This is a genomic window from Vibrio viridaestus, assembly GCF_003856525.1.
GTDB classification, from domain to species: domain Bacteria; phylum Pseudomonadota; class Gammaproteobacteria; order Enterobacterales; family Vibrionaceae; genus Vibrio; species Vibrio viridaestus.
In genome coordinates this window covers 559,447-582,202 of sequence record NZ_RJVQ01000002.1, presented here as the reverse complement: position 1 = coordinate 582,202, position 22,756 = coordinate 559,447, and the positions used below count along the sequence as shown (strand labels likewise).

Annotated in this window: 21 protein-coding genes; 9 read left to right on the top strand and 12 right to left on the bottom strand. The window is 43.1% G+C overall.

What is annotated here, in order from left to right:
* Window positions 1-13 precede the first annotated feature (13 nt).
* Entirely contained in the window at window positions 14-940 is a 927-nt protein-coding gene (locus tag EES38_RS06595) for a DMT family transporter (protein ID WP_124936374.1), read from the bottom strand.
* 93 nt (window positions 941-1,033) lie between these two features.
* Between EES38_RS06595 and EES38_RS06590 the strand changes: the two genes are divergently transcribed.
* On the top strand, window positions 1,034-1,927 hold the full coding sequence (locus EES38_RS06590; RefSeq protein WP_124936373.1) for a LysR family transcriptional regulator: 894 nt from the start codon (window positions 1,034-1,036) through the stop codon (window positions 1,925-1,927).
* A 58-nt stretch (window positions 1,928-1,985) separates the two neighbouring features.
* On the opposite strand, the gene EES38_RS06585 is transcribed toward EES38_RS06590, so the two are convergent.
* Entirely contained in the window at window positions 1,986-2,849 is an 864-nt protein-coding gene (locus tag EES38_RS06585) for a Tim44 domain-containing protein (protein ID WP_124936372.1), read from the bottom strand.
* A 169-nt stretch (window positions 2,850-3,018) separates the two neighbouring features.
* Here EES38_RS06585 and EES38_RS06580 point away from each other — a divergent pair, with 169 nt between their 5' ends.
* The 3 genes from EES38_RS06580 to EES38_RS06570 all read left to right on the top strand — a co-directional run bounded on the left by EES38_RS06580 (window position 3,019) and on the right by EES38_RS06570 (window position 6,528).
* Window positions 3,019-3,615 carry a TetR/AcrR family transcriptional regulator gene (locus EES38_RS06580; RefSeq protein WP_124936371.1) on the top strand — a complete coding sequence of 199 codons (597 nt, stop codon included), beginning with the start codon at window positions 3,019-3,021 and terminating at the stop codon, window positions 3,613-3,615.
* A gap of 8 nt (window positions 3,616-3,623) precedes the next feature.
* Window positions 3,624-5,498 (top strand): MFS transporter, encoded by a 1,875-nt coding sequence (locus tag EES38_RS06575; RefSeq protein ID WP_124936370.1) that lies wholly within the window; start codon window positions 3,624-3,626, stop codon window positions 5,496-5,498.
* 109 nt (window positions 5,499-5,607) lie between these two features.
* Window positions 5,608-6,528 (top strand): YeiH family protein, encoded by a 921-nt coding sequence (locus tag EES38_RS06570; RefSeq protein ID WP_124936369.1) that lies wholly within the window; start codon window positions 5,608-5,610, stop codon window positions 6,526-6,528.
* Here the strand turns inward: EES38_RS06570 and EES38_RS22120 are convergent.
* The 7 genes from EES38_RS22120 to EES38_RS06540 form a co-directional block, all read right to left on the bottom strand.
* Window positions 6,515-6,691 (bottom strand): hypothetical protein, encoded by a 177-nt coding sequence (locus EES38_RS22120; protein WP_166434205.1) that lies wholly within the window; start codon window positions 6,689-6,691, stop codon window positions 6,515-6,517. The genes EES38_RS06570 and EES38_RS22120 overlap by 14 nt on opposite strands.
* 81 nt (window positions 6,692-6,772) lie before the next feature.
* Window positions 6,773-8,197, bottom strand: coding sequence for an o-succinylbenzoate--CoA ligase (gene menE / locus EES38_RS06565; RefSeq protein ID WP_439333243.1), 1,425 nt, complete (start codon window positions 8,195-8,197; stop codon window positions 6,773-6,775).
* A complete protein-coding gene (menC, locus tag EES38_RS06560; protein WP_124936367.1) occupies window positions 8,194-9,180 on the bottom strand; it encodes an o-succinylbenzoate synthase in 987 nt (328 codons plus the stop codon). Before menC ends, menE begins: the two co-directional genes overlap by 4 nt.
* A 129-nt stretch (window positions 9,181-9,309) precedes the next feature.
* On the bottom strand, window positions 9,310-10,176 hold the full coding sequence (gene menB, locus EES38_RS06555; RefSeq protein WP_124936366.1) for a 1,4-dihydroxy-2-naphthoyl-CoA synthase: 867 nt from the start codon (window positions 10,174-10,176) through the stop codon (window positions 9,310-9,312).
* A gap of 8 nt (window positions 10,177-10,184) precedes the next feature.
* Complete coding sequence (menH, locus tag EES38_RS06550) at window positions 10,185-10,988, bottom strand: 2-succinyl-6-hydroxy-2,4-cyclohexadiene-1-carboxylate synthase (RefSeq protein WP_124936365.1); 804 nt, start codon at window positions 10,986-10,988, stop codon at window positions 10,185-10,187.
* Window positions 10,978-12,693: a 2-succinyl-5-enolpyruvyl-6-hydroxy-3-cyclohexene-1-carboxylic-acid synthase gene (gene menD / locus EES38_RS06545; RefSeq protein ID WP_124936364.1), complete on the bottom strand. Its 1,716-nt coding sequence runs from the start codon at window positions 12,691-12,693 to the stop codon at window positions 10,978-10,980. The genes menH and menD overlap by 11 nt, the downstream gene beginning before the upstream one ends.
* On the bottom strand, window positions 12,690-13,997 hold the full coding sequence (locus EES38_RS06540) for an isochorismate synthase (protein WP_124936363.1): 1,308 nt from the start codon (window positions 13,995-13,997) through the stop codon (window positions 12,690-12,692). The genes menD and EES38_RS06540 overlap by 4 nt, the downstream gene beginning before the upstream one ends.
* A gap of 207 nt (window positions 13,998-14,204) precedes the next feature.
* Here EES38_RS06540 and EES38_RS06535 point away from each other — a divergent pair, with 207 nt between their 5' ends.
* The 3 genes from EES38_RS06535 to EES38_RS06525 all read left to right on the top strand — a co-directional run bounded on the left by EES38_RS06535 (window position 14,205) and on the right by EES38_RS06525 (window position 17,435).
* Window positions 14,205-15,422, top strand: a complete 1,218-nt coding sequence (locus tag EES38_RS06535) for a pyridoxal phosphate-dependent aminotransferase (RefSeq protein WP_124936362.1) — start codon at window positions 14,205-14,207, stop codon at window positions 15,420-15,422.
* Between the two features lie 90 nt (window positions 15,423-15,512).
* The gene (gene yfbR / locus EES38_RS06530) at window positions 15,513-16,097 is read left to right on the top strand and encodes a 5'-deoxynucleotidase (protein WP_124936361.1); all 585 of its coding nucleotides are present in this window, start codon (window positions 15,513-15,515) and stop codon (window positions 16,095-16,097) included.
* A gap of 18 nt (window positions 16,098-16,115) precedes the next feature.
* Window positions 16,116-17,435, top strand: a complete 1,320-nt coding sequence (locus EES38_RS06525; protein ID WP_124936360.1) for an anti-phage deoxyguanosine triphosphatase — start codon at window positions 16,116-16,118, stop codon at window positions 17,433-17,435.
* On the opposite strand, the gene EES38_RS06520 is transcribed toward EES38_RS06525, so the two are convergent.
* Window positions 17,432-18,043, bottom strand: a complete 612-nt coding sequence (locus EES38_RS06520) for a tRNA-uridine aminocarboxypropyltransferase (RefSeq protein WP_124936359.1) — start codon at window positions 18,041-18,043, stop codon at window positions 17,432-17,434. The two genes, EES38_RS06525 and EES38_RS06520, sit on opposite strands and share 4 nt — an antisense overlap.
* Here EES38_RS06520 and rrtA point away from each other — a divergent pair, their 5' ends adjacent.
* Window positions 18,044-18,610 carry a rhombosortase gene (gene rrtA / locus EES38_RS06515; protein ID WP_124936358.1) on the top strand — a complete coding sequence of 189 codons (567 nt, stop codon included), beginning with the start codon at window positions 18,044-18,046 and terminating at the stop codon, window positions 18,608-18,610. It begins immediately after the preceding gene.
* Window positions 18,611-18,633: 23 nt separating this feature from the next.
* Here the strand turns inward: rrtA and EES38_RS06510 are convergent, their stop codons facing one another.
* Window positions 18,634-20,550: a methyl-accepting chemotaxis protein gene (locus tag EES38_RS06510; RefSeq protein ID WP_124936357.1), complete on the bottom strand. Its 1,917-nt coding sequence runs from the start codon at window positions 20,548-20,550 to the stop codon at window positions 18,634-18,636.
* A gap of 187 nt (window positions 20,551-20,737) precedes the next feature.
* The gene (sohB, locus tag EES38_RS06505) at window positions 20,738-21,793 is read right to left on the bottom strand and encodes a protease SohB (RefSeq protein WP_124936356.1); all 1,056 of its coding nucleotides are present in this window, start codon (window positions 21,791-21,793) and stop codon (window positions 20,738-20,740) included.
* 77 nt (window positions 21,794-21,870) lie between these two features.
* On the opposite strand from sohB, the gene EES38_RS06500 reads away from it, so the two are divergent.
* Window positions 21,871-22,614 carry a YciK family oxidoreductase gene (locus EES38_RS06500; RefSeq protein ID WP_124936355.1) on the top strand — a complete coding sequence of 248 codons (744 nt, stop codon included), beginning with the start codon at window positions 21,871-21,873 and terminating at the stop codon, window positions 22,612-22,614.
* The last annotated feature ends 142 nt before the right edge of the window (window positions 22,615-22,756 follow it).

Sequence of the window (22,756 nt, the reverse complement as noted above, 5' to 3'; positions counted from 1 at the left end):
CGATTTTCTCCAATCAGGCTACCCTTTTTGTTAACTGACCAGCCAAAGCAGGCATTCGGGGAATAAGAAGACCAATGATAACCACGGAAATGCCGAGAATTTGTACTGTCGTTACCGTTTGTCCCATTAAAACGGAGGTAAGAACAGAAAAGACGGGGACAAAATTAAAGAACAGCGATGCCACTGGTGCGCCCAACGCCTGAACGCCATTTAGCCACAAGAGGTAACCAGCAACAGTCCCGAACACGCCTATATAGATAACCTCGCTTATACCCGTACGACTCGTCGTTAGTAGCTCTGATAATGGGTGAACATCAGGCTCAAAGAGACAAAGCCCTCCTATCACAACGGCTCCACTTAACATACCAATCAACGTGTAAGGAATCACTGGCATCCAACGGCTAATGCTTTGGCTACAATAGGTATATGCACTCCAGGCAAGCATCCCACAAAAGATTAGCTTATCACCGTGATTAATTTTTAGACTCGCCAACATGTCAATCTGACCATTCGTAATGACTAAGCCAACCCCTATTAAGCTAACTACGATACTAAAAACCTGCGATGTCGAGGGGAGTCTTAATTGAAAAAAGCACGCAATCAGAGATGTCACTAGAGGACTTAGTGCCATTATGAGTGCGCCATTTGTTGAACTGGTTAATGTTAAGCCAGTAAAAAGACCTAAATTCAATCCACCAACACCAACAATACTGACCAAGATTACCCATCCCCATCGATTCGTGCTGATCTCGCCAAATTGAATGTTCTTAATACGGATGTATAACATTAAACAAATTGCGGCGATGACAAAGCGCCAGAAAACCAATGTGTAAGCGTGAACCTGACCTAGAACATCCTTTCCAACAGGAAAGCAACTTCCCCAAAAAAAAGCGCATAGTATCAATAGCATCACAGCTTTTGTATTTGATGCAGATGTCATACTGACTCCTAAAATCTTGATTATTTATTCGAGTCAGTGTATTGATTTCAAAATATAGATAAACTAGCAAGAATAAGACTGTAAATCCCAAAAATGAAATCTAACTATTCCATCGACGATCTTTACTATTTCTGTACTGTCGCTCAGCTCAGTAGCTTTAAGCTCGCTTCGAAGCAACTGGGTATACCTTTATCGACTTTGAGCCGCCGTATACACAAATTAGAAAATGATATGCAGATTCGATTACTTAATCGAGACTCACACCGAGTAACACTAACTCATACAGGGGAACGTTACTTTCAACGCTACAAAGAGCTTTTCGACGAATTCACTATCATCAATGAAGACTTACATGGTGAAAAACATACACCAAGAGGGAAAATACGAGTCACGGCGCCTTTAAATGCAAGTCACCAATACTTAAGAGAAATGTTGTTCGATTTTATGGAGCTCTATCCTGATATCCAGATTGATATTCAGATCTCCAGTGAATTGATTGATATCGAATCCGAGGGTATTGATATCGCCTTTCGCGTTGGTAGACCTATCCTGACGAACTGGATCTCGCGGCCATTACTCGATATCCATTTTGTACTGTGTAGCTCACCTGATTTAGATACCCAAAATATCCGCACTCCAGAAGATTTACATCAATATCCATGTTGCATTAGCCGCCCGATGGCAATTTGGGAATTGGTCAACGAAGCAAGTGGCGACGTCTGTGACTTTCAGCCATCTTCAGAGATTCGAATAGAAAGTAATGATATCCAAATTATATCGAATGCTATTAGCAGAGGTTTTGGTATTGGCTATATTCCTGATTACTATGTCCAGCAACAATGCGATGCAGGTGTAATGAAACGTGTTTTACCCGATTGGAAAAGTAAGCCTAGACGACTATTTATGATGTATAAAGATCGCGTCAACATGCCTCTCAGAGTGAGATTACTCATTGACTATATTCTTGAGAACCTCAAGATTGAATAAAAAAGCCTGAGCTTTGGGGCTCAGGCATGATTACATTATCTACTTACTTTCTATTTTATTAGCCTTGGATACCAATAACCAACCAAGGTGCATTTGGTACTGTTAAATCACGTTCTAGATGCCAGATATCTTCGATGTCTTCCTCGACACCTTCGACAGCATCACGGTAGCGACCGCTGAACTGAAGACTTAATTGCGCTCGGTTTTGATCATAGTCCGCTCGAACGATTTCTGCATCAACATACATCACATCCGTATGCTGTTCGCCTTCGAGTTTTGCTCGTTCCGCTTTCAAATCTTCAAATAAACTTTCTGACACGTACTCACGAATCGTTTCAAGTTCGTTATAGTTCCATGCGCCTTGAAGAGTACGATAGTGTTCACGCGCACCCTCAGTAAACGCAGCTCTATCAAATCCCGGTGGGTAGTTATGAGGCACATCGCTTTGGGCATGCGTACCGAAGCCACCAGAGGCAGCAGGCTGCTCGAAATTATGCATGTTTGGCTGAGAGTGTGGCTCTCTGTTCATGCCGCCAAACGCAGGCTCTCGCTGATTCATACTGGCTTGTTTCGCACCAAGTACGCCTCTCATTAGCTTGAAGATAAAGAAAGCAATCAAGCCAAGAATCAGGATATCCATAAACTGGATACCTTCAAAAGCACCGCCAAAGAAAGCCGCGAGCAAACCACCAGCAAGAAGACCGCCTAATAAGCCGCCCATCAAACCTTTACGGCTTGAAGTGTTGTTAGTTGTCGCTTTATTGTTTAGCGTCGTGTTGTTTGTTGCCGTTTGTTTCGGAGCCGGAGCTGTTTTAAAAACAGAGCCAAAAGACTTACCGCCGCCTAACTTCTTCGCGTTCGCAACTGAAACAACGGAGAATGAAAGCATTAGTACAACAAAATAAGAAAACAACCTTTTCATTCTTTTCCTTAATTAGATCGAAAATGACACTATCATCATAGCGATTTGTTTTCGACATTCAATCTAGTCAGCACATTAAACATGTATCAGAATATTGCAGAATAAGACATTGACGATAGAATGACGCTTTTCTATCATATTGAACATTGTTCGATAATGGCACGGTGAAATGGCTCGTAGAAACGATCACACTAGAGAAGAGTTAATTAATTTAACGTTAACTAAGGTTCAAGAATTTTTGGCAGACCACTCCTATCACGAGTTAAGCCTGCGTAAAATCGCCAACATGATTGGCTATGTTCCGAGCACTCTGGTGAATATTTTCGGTAGTTACAATCTACTTTTACTCCATGCCGTTGCCCAGACTCTTGATGAACTTGCTCTCGAAGCTAAGTCAGTCGTTTGCCCTAGCGAATCATCGGAAGACGCGCTCATTCAACTCGCACATTGCTACCATAACTTCGCTCTCAGACATCCGTACCGCTGGCAACTCATTTTTGAACACAATATGAATGGTGAAGACCTCCCGTCATGGCAAACCGAGCGGATAAGCACTATGACTGGTATGCTAGAAACGCTTCTTAAGCTACTGGGGCCCGATCATACTGAAGAAGAAGTATTAACGGCGAGTCGTGTTCTCTGGGCTGGTGTTCACGGCATTACGTTACTCAGTGTTGATGATAAATTCTTTGCTGGTGCCAATGTTGATGGGAAGGCACTTATCGATAATCTCATCAGACAATACCTTAAGACTTGGCGTAACTAGGTAATTTTATGTCCCGCTCCATAAACTCTCTTCTTAAAAAGCGTCGTTTTTTACCTTACTTTTCGACACAGTTTTTTGGGGCTTTCAACGACAATATTTTCAAAAATACACTGCTGTTATTCGTCGCGTTTGCACAAACAGATGAACTGGCTATTTCCAGTAGTTTGTTCATTAATCTTGCAGCTGGATTGTTTATTCTGCCATTTTTCTTGTTTTCTGCCACTGCAGGTGTGCTAGCCGATAAACTCGAAAAAAGTGCTCTGATACGAAAAATTAAGCTGCTCGAAATTGTGATTATGATTTGCGGCGCGGTGGGCTTCTTAACCAACAGCTACGTCATTCTTCTGATCCTGCTATTTTTAATGGGTACGCAATCCGCATTTTTTGGCCCGGTTAAGTATGCGTTGTTACCGCAACACTTAAAAAGCAAAGAACTGGTTGCAGGAAACGCATTGGTCGAGATGGGTACGTTCATCGCCATCTTACTGGGTACCCTCACAGCCGGATTTATCGCCTCAGCTGAGCATTCAAGGATCATTGCCGCCGGTTGCGTTATCGTCTTCGCGCTAGCTGGCTATGTGAGCAGTCGGTCGATCCCTCACGCCGAAGCGGGTGATCCTAATATAACGTTCCGCTTTCAGCCATGGAAGCAAACTCGCCAAACCCTTTCCATCAGTAAACAGGATAAGGTTATCCAAACAACGTTGTTTATCATCAGTTGGTTTTGGTTTCTCGGGGCCACTTATCTCACGCAGTTCCCCAATTTCACCAAGATAAGTCTACTGGGCAATGAGGCTGCAGTATCCTGGTTATTAGCATTATTCTCTGTTGGTATCGCTGTTGGTTCGCTTCTTTGTGACCGAATCTCTTTCGGACGAATTGAAATCGGTGTTGTCACGCTGAGTTCTTTGGGCCTGTCACTGTTTGGATATCTGTTGATTGAGAGTATCCCTCAAGATGTAACACCAAATACAGGCTTTATAAGTTTCATTTCTAATTCGACTCTTTGGCCGCTCTTTTCTTATATTTTAATGATTGGTGTGTGTGGAGGTTTATTTATCGTTCCTCTATACACATTACTGCAAAAGCGCGCTAAACCTGCTCAAAGGGCTCAGGTTATAGCGGCTCTCAATATTTATAACTCTCTCTTTATGGTTGGTAGCGCGATTCTTGGTATTGTCTGCCTGAGTGTATTGGAAATGAGCATTCCGGAGTTATTTCAACTCCTTGCGATACTGAATCTCATTGTGTTTATTTATCTGATGCGAAAAACGCCGGTATACACACTTCGTGTCGTTCTCAATCTGCTGCTACGCATTATGTATCGTATCCGTTTTAAGGGTACTGTTAACATTCCGGAATCAGGCCCCGCTCTTATCGTGTGCAACCATGTGAGCTACCTGGATGCTTTACTCCTCAATATCGCATCACCAAGATTAATTCGCTTTGTCATGGAAGCTGACTATGCGAACTTTGTTCTGATTCGTCGCTTGATGCGCAGTGCTGGGGTGATCCCCATTTGTGCTGACGATGCCAAGATGGTGAAGCATGCCTTTAGTGAGGTTGGTAAAGCGTTGGAAAAAGGCGATCTGGTTTGCATCTTTCCAGAAGGGAAACTGACACCGGACGGTAGCTTACAGCCCTTTCTTCGCGGTGTGGATATCATCCTTAGGAAAAACCCCGTTCCTGTTATTCCAGTTGGATTACTTGGAGTTTGGGGATGCTACTTTAGCCGTTCAAACGGGAAAGCATGCAAAGGTCTCCCCCGATTCAAGCGACATCCACTGTTCATTAATGTTGGTGAAGCTGTGCCAAGCGAACAGGCCGATCGCAAAATATTAAAAGAAAAAGTGGCTGAATTACTGGCCGAGAAAACACTGTAACACTGTGTTCAGTTTTACTGAACGTTTGTTTAAAACATTAAGACTTATTGACCGTTAGAATTCAGATACAATCATCCCATTGTTCGATATCACAGGGGCGTGAATTGTTATGAATCGTCTTCGGTACGCTTTTTTTATCATTGGGTTACTCTTTTGCTGCACACCTTGGGTTAATTCTCCCACAGCGCTTATTATCGGCTTTCTACTTGCAAGCTTAGGCATGGTTCCCTCAAGCTTGCCCATTTCAAAAATGACTAAAAAGCTCCTTTCCTATTCAATTATCGGTCTAGGATTTGGTATTCCTCTGCAGGAAGCATTAAGTGTTACCACACATGGCCTCGGTCTTATCGTAACGTCTATCCTCTGCACTTTGTTGATCGGCTTTTATATCAGTGAACGGCTTGGTTTAACGAAGAAAACTGGCTACTTAATTGCATCGGGAACGGCGATTTGCGGTGGGAGTGCTATTGCTGCGGTAGGACCAGCAATCAAAGCAGACGATGACCAAATGGCACTGGCTCTTGGGACCGTATTTCTACTCAACTCTTTGGCGCTATTCATCTTCCCTCTCATTGGCCATGTATTGCATATGACTCAATATCAATTTGGCACATGGGCTGCCATCGCGATTCATGATACATCATCGGTTGTTGGTGCATCCTCAGCTTACGGAGTCGAAGCACTCAAAACGGCTACAACACTCAAACTGGCTCGTGCTTTGTGGATTATTCCGGTTGCATTTATTAGCGCACTGCTATTCAGAAATGAGTCGAAGAAAATTGTGATTCCCTATTTTATCTTCTTCTATTGCCTTGCCATTCTGGTTCATGATCAACTGCCTCAGTTTCAGGATTGGTATCAACTCATTTTCCAAATTGCCAAAAAGGCATTAGTTGTCTGTCTGTTTCTTATTGGATGTGGATTATCATTTAACAAACTAAAATCGGCTGGGCCAAAACCATTATTTTTCGGTATCGGGTTGTGGGTATTGATTTCTGTGGGGTCACTAACCTGGATTATGCAGCACTAGAGTGGTTGTTGGTTGAACCATTGTGAGACGATTTATTCCAAACAACGGCAACAATCAGTAAAAAGGCAGATAATTCAGCTAGGGAGCGCGTGATGTCTGTCGTGGTCAAAGCAATGACCAACTGAAGCAAAACGACAACTAAGAACAACGATGTCTTAATCATATTCATATACCTCAATACTTATGTAATGTAGAGCATTATGAATATTAGATATAAAAAATTGAAATTCCCTTTTGCACTAACTCATAACTTTACTGTGTAATGCGGATACGCTTCTGTTAACCAAGCTTTGATGACGGGGCGTGATATTTTAATGCCAGAACCCAACGCCTGTTGCGGAAGTGGTAGGTAATCAATTGGCCATTTGAACTTTTCGAGTTTATCGACGAGCCATTGCTGATAATCTTCCAAACTTAAGTCTTTGCTCGTTTTGATCACTGCAACGGAGCGAGCACCGAAGACGTTATCGACAACCGGAATGACAACCACTTGCTGCACGCACGGATGCTTTAAGAGTGCAGCTTCAATTTCTTCACAATGGATATTTTCACCTCCGGAGATAAATTGATTATCGACACGCCCACATATCACGAGCTGTTCGTTTTTTATCTCACCAAGATCTTTACTATCAAACCAGCCCTGTTCATTGGTAAACGCAAATAACTCACCCTGGCGAAAATAGCCACAACCTAGAGTGTCACCACCAATAAAAATCCGCCCGTTTTCAATGGTTAGTTTTCTATTTGCTAATACGCTTCCGACTCCCTGCAGTCCATCGACACGCTTAGCTGTCACTGTAGAAGCAGCTTCCGTCATACCATAACCAACCCAGGTCTCAATGCCCAGAGCTGCCGCTGCATCGGATAATTTGTGCGGAATATCGCTCCCGCCAAGTAAGACATGCGTTAAATTCAATGGCTTTCCCGAATCAAGTAAACGCTGGAGCTGAGTCGCCACCAGTGATGCGTGTGTTACCCCCTCGATATCTGTATCGAGATCTCCCCTTCCCACTTTTAGCGTTGCACCAGAGAGTAGCCAGCGATAAAGAATCGACAGTCCCGAGACATGGTATACAGGCAGGCTCAGTAGCCAGCAATCCGAACCTACATAGGTAAAAACGTCAAGGAGTCCAGCAGCAGATGACAAATGCTGTGATGATGTATGTGCGACAGCCTTTGGTGTTCCTGTGGAACCAGACGTAAAGATAAAGGACGCAATCTCATCGGGCTGATAACGAAACTCAGGTCGCGACTGTGACAGGGAAAAATCCAAAGCCACAAGTTGTACATTGGGGGCAATTGCTTCTAGTTCATCGCTATCAATCGTATCGATAAGTGAAATAAGAAAACTCGTTTCATCTGCTGAATATAACGTATTGAGTTTTAAGCAAAGCTGAGAAATGGGCTGAGGTGCAACAAAGGCCACTCTGGCTCCGAGAGAAAGGGCTGCGAGAAAAATAAAGACCGACTCTGACGAGTTCTTACCAACGACTGTAATGGTATTACGGCTGACGACACCTTGCCTGCTCAAACACGAGGCATAATTATCGATTTGCTTGGTCAAAGAGGACCAAGTGTATTGATGTGTTGGTGTGATAAGCGCAACAGCATCGGAAGGCAATACGTTATTCCAATGCTGCCACAACTTAGAGTAAACCCCTGTGTCTATGACTGCCAAATCACTTCCTGATCAGCAAGAGCAACAACAGGTAAATCACAATCAGGCCAAGAGACTTCTAATTGCTGTTTGAATAAATTGATCGTATCCAATCCAGGGACTTCATCTGGTAACAGCCATTTTGATAAGCGAGCAAGCTGACATAAACCAAAACTCGATTCCAGAGCAGAACTGATAACAGGTTGTATTCCCAGTTTTTTCGCTTTTTCAATAAGATACTCACAGCGTTGGATCGACCCAATCACTGTTGGTTTGATGATGATTGCTTTTACCCCAGTTAACTCTTCCAGCTTGAAGTCCGGATCACGTAATGACTGTTGTAATGTTTCATCCCAACCAACCGCTATACCTGTATCGATGGCGAACGTAATACTATCACTTGGTGATTTACACGGTTCTTCAATATAGGCGATGCGCTGACGTAACGATGGAGAAATTTTACTGGCAAACTTCTTAGCCTTTTCAAGATTCCACGCTCTATTTGCGTCGAGGCGCAAAGAGAGATCCGGGATGGTTTCTAAAAAGAAGCTAACCATCAGTCCATCACGGACTACTTCGTATAATCCTACTTTGATTTTAGCGACTTTTTTACCAGGCAAAAGCTGTAACTTTTCGACGAGAGAATCAGGATCACCGGAGCATAACGGTGCTGCGAAATAGCTGCCTTCCTGTGGAATTAATCCTTTTAATTCGTATTCAGCAGCTGAAATTCCAAACGCGACAGAAGGATGCAATGCGTTATAATCAATTTCTTCGCCTCGAATCCAGAGCGCTAATTGCTCCTGAATCTGCACGCCTGCATCCTGAACAGATTCTAGATTAAACCCAGGTAATGGTGCGACTTCACCATGCCCTACACTACCACCTTCGCGTATCTCGATAATAAAACCTTCACGTTCGAAAAGTTTTTCTTCACGCAAGATAACGCCACTATCCATAGGTAAGCGATAGCGATATAGTTTTGCACTGCGCATAGCAATGATAACCTCTTGTTTGTTTTATGCCGTTATATCGGCATACATCATTGCGTGCTGCCCACCAAGTGTGGGAACCACGCGAATGATCGGTATTCTATCCCAGAATGCCTCCTACGAGGGAGAGATCTATGGGTTTCTTGGATATTTATTGAAATCAGGTCTGCGTTTTTCGTTAAATGCATTGCGCCCTTCTTGACCTTCATCCGTCATATAGAAAAGCATCGTTGCGTTACCGGCCAGTTCTTGTAGACCTGCCTGACCATCACAGTCAGCATTTAGAGCCGCTTTAAGACAACGTAAAGCCATCGGGCTGTGTTGTAATACTTCGCGACACCAGCGAACGGTTTCTTTCTCCAGTTCCGCAAGTGGTACAACCGTATTTACCAATCCCATATCCAGCGCTTCCTGCGCATCGTAGAAACGGCATAGGAACCAGATTTCGCGAGCTTTCTTCTGACCAACAATACGAGCCATGTAGGATGCACCCCATCCCCCATCAAATGACCCGACTTTAGGTCCAGTCTGACCAAATTTTGCATTTTCAGCCGCAATAGTTAGGTCACACATCATGTGTAATACATGACCACCACCAACAGCCCAACCCGCAACAGACGCAATAACTGGCTTAGGACAAGTACGAATCTGGCGCTGGAAGTCCAAGACGTTCAGGTGGTGAGTACCTTCTTCATCTTTGTAACCGCCGTAATCGCCACGAATTTTTTGATCACCACCAGAGCAAAATGCATCTTCCCCAAGGCCGGTAAGGATGATCACGCCAACGTTAGAGTCGTATCGAGCGTCAGCAAGAGCCTGAATCATCTCTTTCACTGTCTGAGGACGAAATGCGTTGCGGACCTGTGGGCGGGCAATGGTAATTTTTGCAATACCATCAGCCGATTTATGAAAATAGATATCTTCGTATTCACCAGTACAATCTTGCCATTCAACCGGTGCGTATAGTTCTTCTTCGGTGATTCCTACGGTAATTGTCATGCGTGTTCCTATTGCGAACTGTTCACTTTTAAAGTGTTACAAATAAATTTATCAATATTTTCTGCAAAGCGCTGTGATTGTTCCTTGTGCGCGTTATGCCCCGCGCCATCGATCAATTGAATGTGTAAACCACTGTTTGATGCTATTGTCCGGAACTTCGAGTCCTTTTCCCCACAGAAATAGATCATAGGTGTCGATTTCGACTTGAGTTCTTCCAGCAGGTAAGGTTGCTTTGCAAGCGATGTAGCGAGTAACATATCCGCTACTGTGACGCCTAGATTAGCACTTCGAAGCTCTACCATGATTTGTCTTTGCTCATGGTTTAACGAAGAAAATACAGGTTGGTGATACCAATCGTCTAATACTTGTTCAATATGCTCTGAGCAGAATCGTTTTGCCCAACTCACATCATGTATCCATCGCGATGTTTTTTCTTTATCGGTTTGCAAACCAAAATTGCCACCCTCAATAATTACACCTGCAACATTGATAGTAGCCCATATTTTTCGAGCTATAGCATACATCGCAATTCTAGCACCGAGTGAATATGCAACCAAGACAACAGGTGTCTGTGTACCCACTCTTTCGGCTATTGATGCTTCGATTAAACGACTAACATGCTCAAATCCCTGACACTGTTTGTAGCGGCTTCGACCATGACCACACAGATCAATCGTTAAAGTTGGGTAATCACCAAGATGCTCAATCACTTCATTCCAGTCATTCCCGCTACCCAATAACCCATGTAAAAAAACTAATGTTGGTTTATCGGAACCTGCTGTTTTTGCGGGTTGATAATGACTATAAAGCATTGATTGACTCCACTATAGATTTGATGTGCTGCGCCGCCTGACCATTGTCTGTCGTCACTTCAACGACCAATCCACCAGAACCAGATTCAATATGGTAATTAATAAGCTGACGGTATTCATCGACACTGGTTGGATTTTGATACGCCAAACCAAACTGCATTGCAGCATATCGAAAATCAAAACCATGTGGCATTTGATAAAGACTTTGCTTCTGCTCTTTTGGTACCGGCAATAAATCGAAAATCGCACCACCATCATTATTCGTGACGACTAAAACGAAAGGATGATTAACTTTTTTCAATAACGCCAGTGAGTTGAGATCGTATAAGAGTGAGGTATCACCCATAAATAGAATCATCGGCTGCTGAGTAACAGCTTGTACGCCCGCAGCCGTTGCAACAATACCATCAATTCCTGAAGCGCCTCGATTTGAGTAGACATTGCGCGCATTAATGCGAGCGAACATATCAAATAAGCGTACGATCAAACTATTACCGACAAAAATATCACAACCATGACCTACTTCGTTCAGCGTAGTTGCGATTGCCAGTTCAGTGAGTAACGGCTGAGCTTTTAAGAGTGTCTCAACCGTTGAATTCAGAGTAACCAAACTATCTTTGATTTGATTTGCCCACCCAGCGTGTCGGCTACCGTGATGAGGTAACTTTTGCGATTGGGCTTCTATCCATTCGATCATGTCTGTCACAAAATGGAACTGCGCCAGATGGTTTTGATTGTCGCGTGACCAGGATGCAGAAAGATACAAATAAGGGCATGATGTTTTTTGAATATGCTGGGTCAACCAAGCATTCAACCTCTTAGAGACAATACGCCCACCAAACTGAAGAATGACTTCGCATTCATTTAAGACAGAAGCTAGTTTGGCGTTCTGCATCCAAATATCAAAATGTGCCCAGTCGCTACTGATCCCTGATTGCGGATCACTCAACACTGGCCAGCCAAGCTTATCACCCAGTCGTTTCGCTTCTTTTGCTTCAGCGAGACTGACTGAACCGATAATAATGACACCCTTCTCATCCATAAAATCGATGAGTTCACTGGAGCTGTGTGCTTTCGCTTGAAACTTGGTATTGTAAGGCTGCTGAGAATGTTGCCAATATTTCAACGTCTGACAGTAGCCAAGATCATTCCAAGGGACATAATTGGTATATAGCGGCTCTGGATAAGGACAATTAATATGAATAGTGCCACCAAGTTGGTCTTGCTTAAACATGGCATCATCAATTGTTGTTAATAACCAGCTAAGAGGAATATCCGTGGTCGGTGAAGGTAAATTAATTGCCTGGGTGACATGGTGGGAAAAGATACCCAACTGATCAATAGCTTGATTCGCTCCACAACCGACCAGTTCAACAGGACGGTCGGCGGTTAGCACAACCAGCTTTTCTCCGGTTAACCTAGACTCAGCAATAGCTGGCAATAGATTAGCGACAGCCGTACCCGATGTTACTATCACAGCAACCGGTTTTTTACTCGCCTTGGCCATACCTAATGCTAGGAAACCCAAACCACGTTCATCAAAATGGGAATGCAGTGTCAGTTTTGAATTTTCACTGGCTTCCACTATCAGCGGAGTCGAACGAGAGCCCGGTGCAACACAAACCTGCTCCACACCAAGTCTACTCAACTCTTCAAGAATGACCCGGCTCCATAGTCGGTTTACCACCGCTCTATCTTCAGTCACGATGCAACTCCCAATGGAAACTTATCAGTGATAAGACTCAATAACGTCGATACTTTTCTATCTAATTCAGCCCATTCAGGGGCAGACTCAGAGCCAGGTAAAATACCTGCACCGGCATAAAGTTTAACGATATTATCCTGAACTAAGGCGCTGCGAATAGCGACACAAAATTCTGCCTTTTCATGGCTAATAAAGCCAATAGAACCGGCATACCAACCACGAGCGAAAGGCTCATGCAGTTCAATAAACTCTTTGGCTTCTTTACGCGGTAATCCCGATACCGCGGCGGTAGGCTGCAATGCTCCTAATAACTGAACACCATTGATACCCGATTTCAACTCAGCCTGAATAATTCGCCGTAGGTGCTGAACCTTACGTAACTTCACTACCTGAACGTCACGTTCAACATGAATATCGTCCGCACAGGATTCCAGGCGTTCAATAATATCGTCAACAACATACTGGTTTTCGCGCAGATTCTTAGCATCGCTTTTCAGCCAGTTCGCCAACTCCATATCTTCACCCGCAGTATCACCCCGCCCTATAGTACCCGCGAGTGCTTCGGTGATCAGAGTTTTACCCACTCGCTGATACAGACGTTCTGGGGTTGAGCCCAGAAAGCTGTGTTTGTTATCCAGCACCAGCATAAAATGGTAGCTATTGTGATTATTCTCAGCACTGACCTTGAGTAATTGTGCTGGCTTAATTGGCTCTTCTAGTGTCAGTGTTGTTTCACGTGCCAGAACAATTTTTTTAACTTGCGTCGTTTCTATCTCATGCAGTGCTTGCTGAATGAGCGTATCCCACCCCTGTTCTTGCGGACAGTGATGTAATGAGCGGATATGTGACTCAATTCCCATCAATGACTGAACCGATGCTTTTAATGCTTTAAGGCCATTTAAGGTGCGAGTTTTATCACTGGTAATATTTGCAGCTAAACACCATGAATCCTGTTGTCTAATCAGCTCGACTTGCGGCAAGAAAAAGAACGATGACATACAACGGGGATTTTTTTCTGTTTTGCCATCAAAAGAACGCCCGCCCCACACTCGTTGTCCTTCAGACAAAATGTGATAAGCAGGAGCAGGATCAAGAAAGGCATGCAGTTGTCCAAGAGCAACTACCTCTTCTCTCATATCTCTTGATTGCCAATAAAACTTTGGGAAAACGGGCTGTGCATCAAGCCAGTCAATCAATCCAAAATGAGGAGCATTTTCTAAAGTGAGGGTACAACGGGTAACCCCAGATTCAGCCAATTCAACCGATTGAATTAGTGTATGTATCGCGTGATAAAAATCAGACAAAGCAACCTCAGGTTTAAAGGTTTTGTAAGCAATAATTGGCTACTCTATTGAGAGAATTATCGCAAATCAAGGTTAACAGTGTGGATTTTAAATCACATGGTGAGAAACCTCTAGTTTAAAATTGGTCAGTTCCTAGATTTATATTCTTTTAAACATCAATTTAGTGTAACTTAATAAAGAAACTCAACTATATCTAGGAATCTCACAATGCAAAATATCGGGATGTCGTCCAAACTCGATAATGTCTGCTATGACATTAGGGGGCCTGTACTTAAACATGCTAAGCGCATGGAAGAAGAAGGCAATAAAATACTGAAGCTAAATATCGGTAACCCAGCCCCATTTGGTTTTGACGCCCCGGACGAGATTCTTGTCGACGTTATTCGTAACTTACCTACCTCTCAAGGGTATTGTGATTCAAAAGGCATCTATTCAGCTCGTAAAGCCGTAGTTCAATATTATCAACGCAAAGGCCTGAGAAACCTCAGTGTTGAAGATGTTTATATCGGAAATGGCGCTTCTGAGCTGATTGTTATGTCGATGCAAGCTCTACTTAATAATGGCGATGAGATGTTAGTGCCAGCACCAGACTACCCTCTTTGGACAGCCTCTGTTGCACTCTCCGGTGGTAAAGCAGTTCATTACCTGTGTGACGAAGAATCAGATTGGTTTCCTGATCTTGACGATATTAAAAAGAAAATAACCCCAAAAACCCGTGGTATTGTTCTTATTAACCCGAACAACCCAACGGGCGCGGTTTACTCTCGCGATTTCCTATTGGAAGTGGTTGAGATAGCCCGCAAACATAAGCTGATCATCTTTGCTGATGAAATATACGATAAGATTCTGTTTGACGGTGCAACGCATACTTCAATTGCGACACTGGCTGACGACGTTCTTATGGTAACCTTTAACGGTTTGTCAAAAGCGTACCGTGTTTGTGGCTTTCGTGGCGGCTGGATGTTTATCACAGGTCCGAAACACATTGCTGACGGCTACGTCGCGGGTCTCGATATTCTCGCGTCAATGCGTTTATGTGCCAATGTGCCAATGCAGCACGCGATTCAAACCGCGCTGGGCGGATATCAAAGTATCAATGAACTGATTCTGCCAGGTGGTCGTCTGCTTGAGCAACGCGATAAAGCTTGGGAGATGATTAACCAGATCCCGGGCGTTTCTTGTGTTAAACCTAAAGGGGCGATGTACTTGTTCCCTAAAATTGACACGAAGAAATACAATATTAAAGACGATCAGCAAATGGTGCTCGACTTCCTGATTCAGGAAAAAGTACTGTTAGTTCAGGGATCAGGCTTTAACTGGCCAAAACCCGACCACGTTCGTATTGTTACTCTACCTTATGTCGATGAACTCGAGGTAGCCATCAGTCGCTTTGAACGCTTCTTAAGTACCTACAAACAGAAGTAATTTATTACTGTTTCGGTATGCACAATAGGCTCACTTCTGTACACTGGAAATGAGCCTATTGTTTTTTAAGCAGTAAAAAAGGTTATAAGTATGGAACAAAGTCACTTTTTCGCCCATCTGGCCCGAATGAAGCTCATTCAGCGCTGGCCATTGATGCGCTCCGTCTCAACAGAAAACATTTCTGAACACAGCCTGCAGGTTGCTTTCGTCGCCCATGCTCTTGCGGTGATTAAGAACAAAAAGTTTGGCGGGAATGTGAATCCAGAGAGAATTGCCATTAAGGCGATGTACCATGACAGTAGTGAAGTTCTGACCGGAGATCTCCCAACTCCCGTAAAATACTACAACCCCGATATTGCGAAAGAGTACAAAAAGATTGAGGCGTCAGCGGAAAAGAAATTACTGTCTATGCTGCCCGAAGAGTTTCATGAAGACTTCGCGCCTTACCTGCTTTCTGATGCTGCTCACGCTGAAGATGCCAGTATCGTTAAACAAGCTGATTGTATCTGTGCGTATTTAAAATGCCTTGAGGAATTAAGTGCCGGAAATCACGAATATTCTCGGGCAAAACGCCGGCTAGAGGTTACGCTAAAAGAAAGAGAATCACCGGAAATGCTGTATTTCATTGATACGTTCGCCCCGAGTTTTGAACTAACGTTAGATGACATTAGCTAAGTAACGGGAGTGACTAAAATGCAGATCAATATGAGTTGGCAAGAACGGTTTAATGATGAGAATAAAGTCAGACGTAATGACCATCGTAGCCCTTTTCAGCGCGATCGTGCACGTATTCTCCATTCGGCTGCCTTCCGTCGTCTTCAAGCGAAAACTCAAGTCCATGGTACTAATCTGAATGACTTTCACCGCACGCGCCTTACTCACTCTCTCGAAGCATCGCAAATTGGAACCGGAATTGTTGCTCAGATAGGCATCAAGCAACCCGATTATCAATCTCTTCTTCCATGCGAAAGTTTGATAGACGCACTGTGTTTGGCTCATGATATTGGTCATCCACCTTTTGGTCATGGTGGAGAAATTGCCTTGAACTATATGATGCGTGAGCATGGTGGATTTGAAGGTAATGCGCAGACCTTTCGTATTGTCACCTGCCTGGAACCCTATACTGAACATCATGGGATGAATCTGGCTCGCCGCACATTACTTGGCTTGCTCAAATATCCCAGTCTGCTGAGCCAATTACACTCGGAAAAAGATCCCGAACCAGTGATACATCAGCGCCAGCTAAAAGCCAGCGAATGGGCACCTGCAAAAGGAATATACGATTGTGACAGTCAGGTATTTGACTGGGTTTTATCTCCGCTATCCGATGATGATAAACAAGAGCTAGAAACGCACAGAGATACTATTTTATCTCAATATAGCCACGCCAGAACGAAATACAAATCACTCGATGCCTCCATTATGGAACTGGCCGATGATATTGCTTATGGTGTTCATGATTTGGAAGATGCCATCGTGCTGGGCATGGTAAACAGAGAACAGTGGATGCAGGCTGCCTACCCACAACTCAGTCGCTGTGGTGATGAATGGCTAAGCGAGAATATCAACCTCATTACTGACAAGCTCTTCTCAGGTAAGCACTATCTGCGTAAAGATGCGATAGGTAGCCTGGTTAACGCACTATTGACCAGTATTCAAATTCAGCCAGTCGATGGTCATTTTACCAATCCTATACTGGCACATAATGCCTACTTAACGGTTCCAATGACGCAAACACTGGAAGTTTTGAAGAAATTTGTCAGTCAATTTGTGATTCATATACCGAAAGTCCAACGCTTTGAATACAAAGGGCAGCAAATTATTATGGACTTATTTGAGGCGTTGAGTGCAGATCCAGAACGCTTACTACCAGAATCCACACAGGAAAAATGGCGTCAGGCAGAAGCGCATTCTCATCAGGGGATGAGGGTCATCTGTGACTACATTGCCGCAATGACGGATGCCTATGCTCAGCGTCTTCATCAGGAGTTATTCTCCGCACATAACTATTAAGATTTATAGTTACGTTCATAAACGCCCGCAGGCATCTGACGAATCTGAAACTCGATCATCTCATTAAACGTATTTAATAATGGTGAAAAGTCCTGCTCGGGTTGCAGTATTGTCAGTATATGAAAACCCGCTTCCACGGTCGATAAACTGTTCTCACTTGGCGCTTTTCGAATACGGTAATTACCGATCAGATCATCAGGTAGCGCCAGAACAGGGAGAGATGATAGGTTTGTCGATAGTTGCCAGATTTTAAAGGCTTTTTTCCACGTGCCATCAAGTAGGATAACCCGAATTTTTTTACTCGAATGAGTGGCACTTGGTATTTGACTCACCTCGATTGCCTCATCGCAGGGATAAAGAACGTAATGCTGATACTCAGTGTCGCTAAGCAACTGATTAAGTTCTTCATTATTGGAAAAGTCTTCACCGATAATATGGTGACAACGATTGAGAGACAAACTTAAAATTCTGGCCGTCCCCATCGGGCGATGTTCCTCGGATGGATGTTGTAATATGATCAGTTCCACATCAGAATGCAGTGCTGTGATATGCTGACAAATACAGGCTTTTAATGCCTTACCACATCGAGAACAATAACGAGAAGCCATGTGAACCTTTATTTCTCTCTAATTTTATTAAGCATACCGAGTATTGCCGCACTATTCGAGCCAGTGGCACGATTGTTTAGCTGGAATCGATATGCGATCGAACATTTTCAATGGTGGCGAATCCTATCAGGAAATTTTGCCCATACCAACTTTGATCATTTCGCGATGAATATTCTTGCCCTTTGGATTATCGCCTATATTTTTCGCCCCAGAGGTTCTCTCTATCTGAAAGTCACTCTATTAACCAGCTTTACAGTAGGATTAAGCCTGCTCTGCAGTTCGTTAGATAACTATGTCGGACTATCAGGTGCATTACACGGGATATTTGCTTACTTTGCGTTTAATGAGGCTCTTAATGGTCGAAAGGGAAGTTGGTTATTGGTTATTGGTGTGATTGGAAAAGTCGTATGGGAACAAACATTTGGACCTTCGGCCTACACTCAGGAACTGATTGGCGCGCGTGTCGCGATTCAAGCTCATCTAGCGGGACTGATAAGTGGTCTGGTATTTTCCTTTATTGTTTGGCTCTATTCATCCTATAAAAATAGAGCGCATCATTCATATTGATACGCTCCAATATCAATGACAGGTTACAGTTTAAAACGTCCCACGATCTGGCTTAACTGATGATCAACCTGAGTAATGTCCGTCATACGTGATAATGACTGTTCACCGTTTTCAGCAAGGTCATTCACAATCTCACTCAATGAGTTCATATTTCGGCTCACATCATGAGTAACACTGCTTTGTTCTTCTGCTGCAGTTGCAATCTGAGTGCTGAGTTCATTAATCTGAATGATAGCGTTGGTAATCTCACTAAGACTTTCAACCACATTGTCGGACTCACTGGATGTTTCCCAACATTTCGCCTTGGTATCTTCCATCGCAGAAACGATTTCCTGACTCCCTTTCAGTAATCGGGTTAATGCTTCTTCTATCTGCTCCGTACTCGTCTTGGTTCTTGTCGCTAAGTTACGCACTTCATCAGCAACAACAGCAAACCCCCGACCTTGATCTCCTGCACGAGCGGCCTCTATCGCAGCATTCAAAGCTAGTAAATTTGTCTGCTCGGCAATGTCACCAATCACACTCAATATGGTATTAATATTTTCCGTCTCAGAACTCATGTTCTGAACATGTTTAGCGGAAACCTCAACCCCTTCAATTAACTCGCTAATATTCTGTTTTGACTTAGCCACAATGTTACGCGAAATATCACTTTTATCGTTCGTTTGCTGTGCAAGGCTGGCGGCATTGGCTATGTCTGTCGCCATTGAGGAAGACGTCGCATTCATCTCTTCTATTGCCGTTACAACCTGCTCAGTTTCAATCACATGGTTATCAAGAATTTTGGCATTATTTTCAGAAAAGACTTTCATTTGGCTAATATTATCGTGAAGGACAACCGATGAGCTCTTAATCTCAACCATCATCTCTTGCAGATTACTAATAAATTTATTCACGTTATCAGCTATCTGACCAAGGTCATCTTTGGATTTAACTTCAAGACGTTGCGTAAGATCGCCTTCCCCACTAGCCAAACTGCTGATCATTGCCTTTAACGATAGAATAGGTCTGTAAGCCAACTGAATAACAAAATAAGCGATAATTAAACTGATTAGCGTCACGATGATCGTCGTAATAATTGATGCATTCCTTGCCTCAGCAAGAGCATGAAAAGCCTCTGCCTTATCTAGAATAAGTACAAAATACCACGTTTTGTCCGCAACCTTAATTTGGTGTGAGAACGCAATTTTCTTTTGCCCATGCTGGTATTCCTGTGTCAGGGAAGCCTGATTCACCACATTCTCAGCAACGGCTTTAAACCAATCAAGACTGTTCGCTTTAATGCTTACTTTAATATTATCTACATCTGAAGAGGCTAATACTGTGGTGTCTTTGTTGAGGATAAGTGCAACGTTACCCTGTGTCCCTGCCGCATCCTTAACGAGACTGTTAAGGAAACCTAATTTCATGTCGACACCAATCATCCCCTGCTGGATTTTCTGTACCATACTTATCCAGTAAATACTCGCATCTGATGAATCGGGATAAGGCTCTGTCATGGATGGTACTTCAGCTTTACGACCATCTTTATAGTAACTTTTTGTCCGTACATCCCCGTTAAATTTATGATTTGGCCATGTTGCTGTTTCAAGGCTCCAGAAAGCATCGCCATTTTTTTCAAAACCAATAAACGAACTGCCCGTATTCATACTATTAGCAAAGACTTTTGCTAGCTCAATGTAGTCTTGATCACTATTTCCGGGTAGAGGATGATCTTTATACAGCTGACCAATGCTTTTTAATCCATCGACTTTTTCGCTAATGAACTGTTCTAATGCTTTCGCATGATTCATTGCTAATTCAGCACTGGAGCTAGAGATGGCTTGAGCAAGATTCTGCTCTTGTTTGAGGTAAGAAAGATAGCTGGAAATCGCAACGGAAATACCAACTAAAGATAAAACAGAAATCAATAATATCTGTTTTAGACTTAACTTATTCATATAACATCCTGTTAAATTAAATTCTCCACAGTAGTTTAGCGCCTGATAATGAATAAAATTTAATCTAAAATTTGAATGAAATACAAAATAAGTGGGAAATACTTGTGCTACATATCTTTTGAGGGAAATATGCTGATGCGTAATTAAGTGTCAGAAGAAATAACGTGTTCTTCTGACACTAAAATTATCACATAAATGGACGTTGGCCTTTACTCAGCAGGCGCATAAAGATGTTCTCTGCCGCTTCACCAGCAACACCAGCCAGTTTATCCGTTAATTTTTTCTTCTGAACATACTGAATGGCCAAAACAGTTTTGCTTTTGCAGGCCTCAACAATAAGATCATCGGAGGTTTTAATTTCATCAACCAATCCTAAGTCTTTTGCCTGTGTACCAAACCAATGTTCACCAGTCGCCACACTATCCACATCAAGATCAGGACGATGGTCACGAATAAAATCTTTAAATAAACCGTGCGTCTCTTCCAGTTCTTGCTTGAATTTTTCTCGTGCTTTATCGGTATTTTCACCAAAAACGGTTAAGGTACGTTTAAACTCACCCGCCGTTAATTGTTCATACTCAATATCGCATTTTTTCAATAACTTATTAAAGTTAGGTAGCTGAGCAATAACACCAATTGATCCAACGATAGCAAAAGGCGCAGACACTATTTTATCCGCGATACAAGCCATCATATAACCGCCACTTGCCGCCACTTTGTCTACGGAAATCGTCAGAGGTAGCCCCGCAGATTTAATTCTATCTAACTGAGACGCAGCCAAACCATAACCGTGAACCATGCCGCCACCAGTCTCAAGCTTTAGTAATACTTCATCGCCGTCTTTAGCTACAGCAAGAATCGCTGTGACTTCTTCTCGTAAAGAGCTGACTTCTTTTGCATCAATACTGCCGTGGAATTCAATCACAAACAGATGCGGTTCCCGTTTGGCTTCTAACGTACCCGCTTTTGCCGCTTTTTTAGCTGCCTTTTCGGTCGATTTGGCTTTCGCTTTTGCCTGTTTCTTTTCTAACTTGTGCTGAGCTTTAATATAAGCATCATCATGAATGTGAGCTTCTAGATGCTTTACGGTTTCTTTATGTTTTTCAGTAAGGTCTGTAACTTCTAGTTCGCCTTTTGGACCTTTGCTGTTCACCGCTTTTACAATCACAAGCAATGCAATTATCGCAGCTATAAATGTCACGATTTTGGCTAAAAACAAGCCATATTCCGATAAAAATTCCAATGCATTAATCCTCTTATTTGTGATTTGGTGTATTGTACCTGTGTTATTACGCAAATCATAACAGAAGGAGATTATCTGTGGACTATTCGATTGATAAAGAAGCACTTAAAAATAAAGTGATTCTTGTCACTGGCGCAGGCGATGGGATTGGTAGACAAGCCGCGCTGAGTTACGCGCAATACGGGGCGACTGTCATTTTGTTAGGCAGAACCGTTGCGAAGCTCGAACAAACATATGATCTCATTGAAGCTCAAGGAGGACCACAACCGGCCATAATCCCACTCGATATGATTGGGGCCAAAGCAACCCATTATCAGGATATGGCGAATGTTATTCGCGAACAGTTTGGTCGCCTAGATGGTGTATTACATAACGCCGGACTACTAGGAACACTGACGCCGTTAGAGCATATTGATATTGACGTTTTTGATGATGTAATGCAGGTTAATGTCCGCTCACAACTTATGCTAACTCAAGCTATTTTACCGTTATTGAAAGCATCTCAGGATGCCCGAGTCGTCTTTACTTCATCAACTGTAGGTCATATTGGGCGAGCATTGTGGGGCAGTTATTCTATATCCAAGTTCGCTACCGAAGGGATGATGCAGGTTCTGGCTGATGAGCTTAAAGATACCCAGATTCGAGTGAATGCCATCAATCCTGGTGCGACACGCACAGGGATGAGAGCTCAAGCATTTCCGGCAGAAGCCCCTGAAACATTAAAAACACCGCTCGATATTATGCCACTGTATCTCTACCTCATGGCACCTGAAGGAAAAGAAACCCATGGGCAATGTATTGATGCCCAACCTAAACGGTAATCCAATCACAATCAGAAATGGCATATTTATGTCATTTCTTCTTTACTACTCTTCGAATTTAATATGAATGTAATTACGTAAAACAACACGTTTATGTCTACTCTCTAATAATACAAATAATACGTTGGCTAATCAGGTAAAC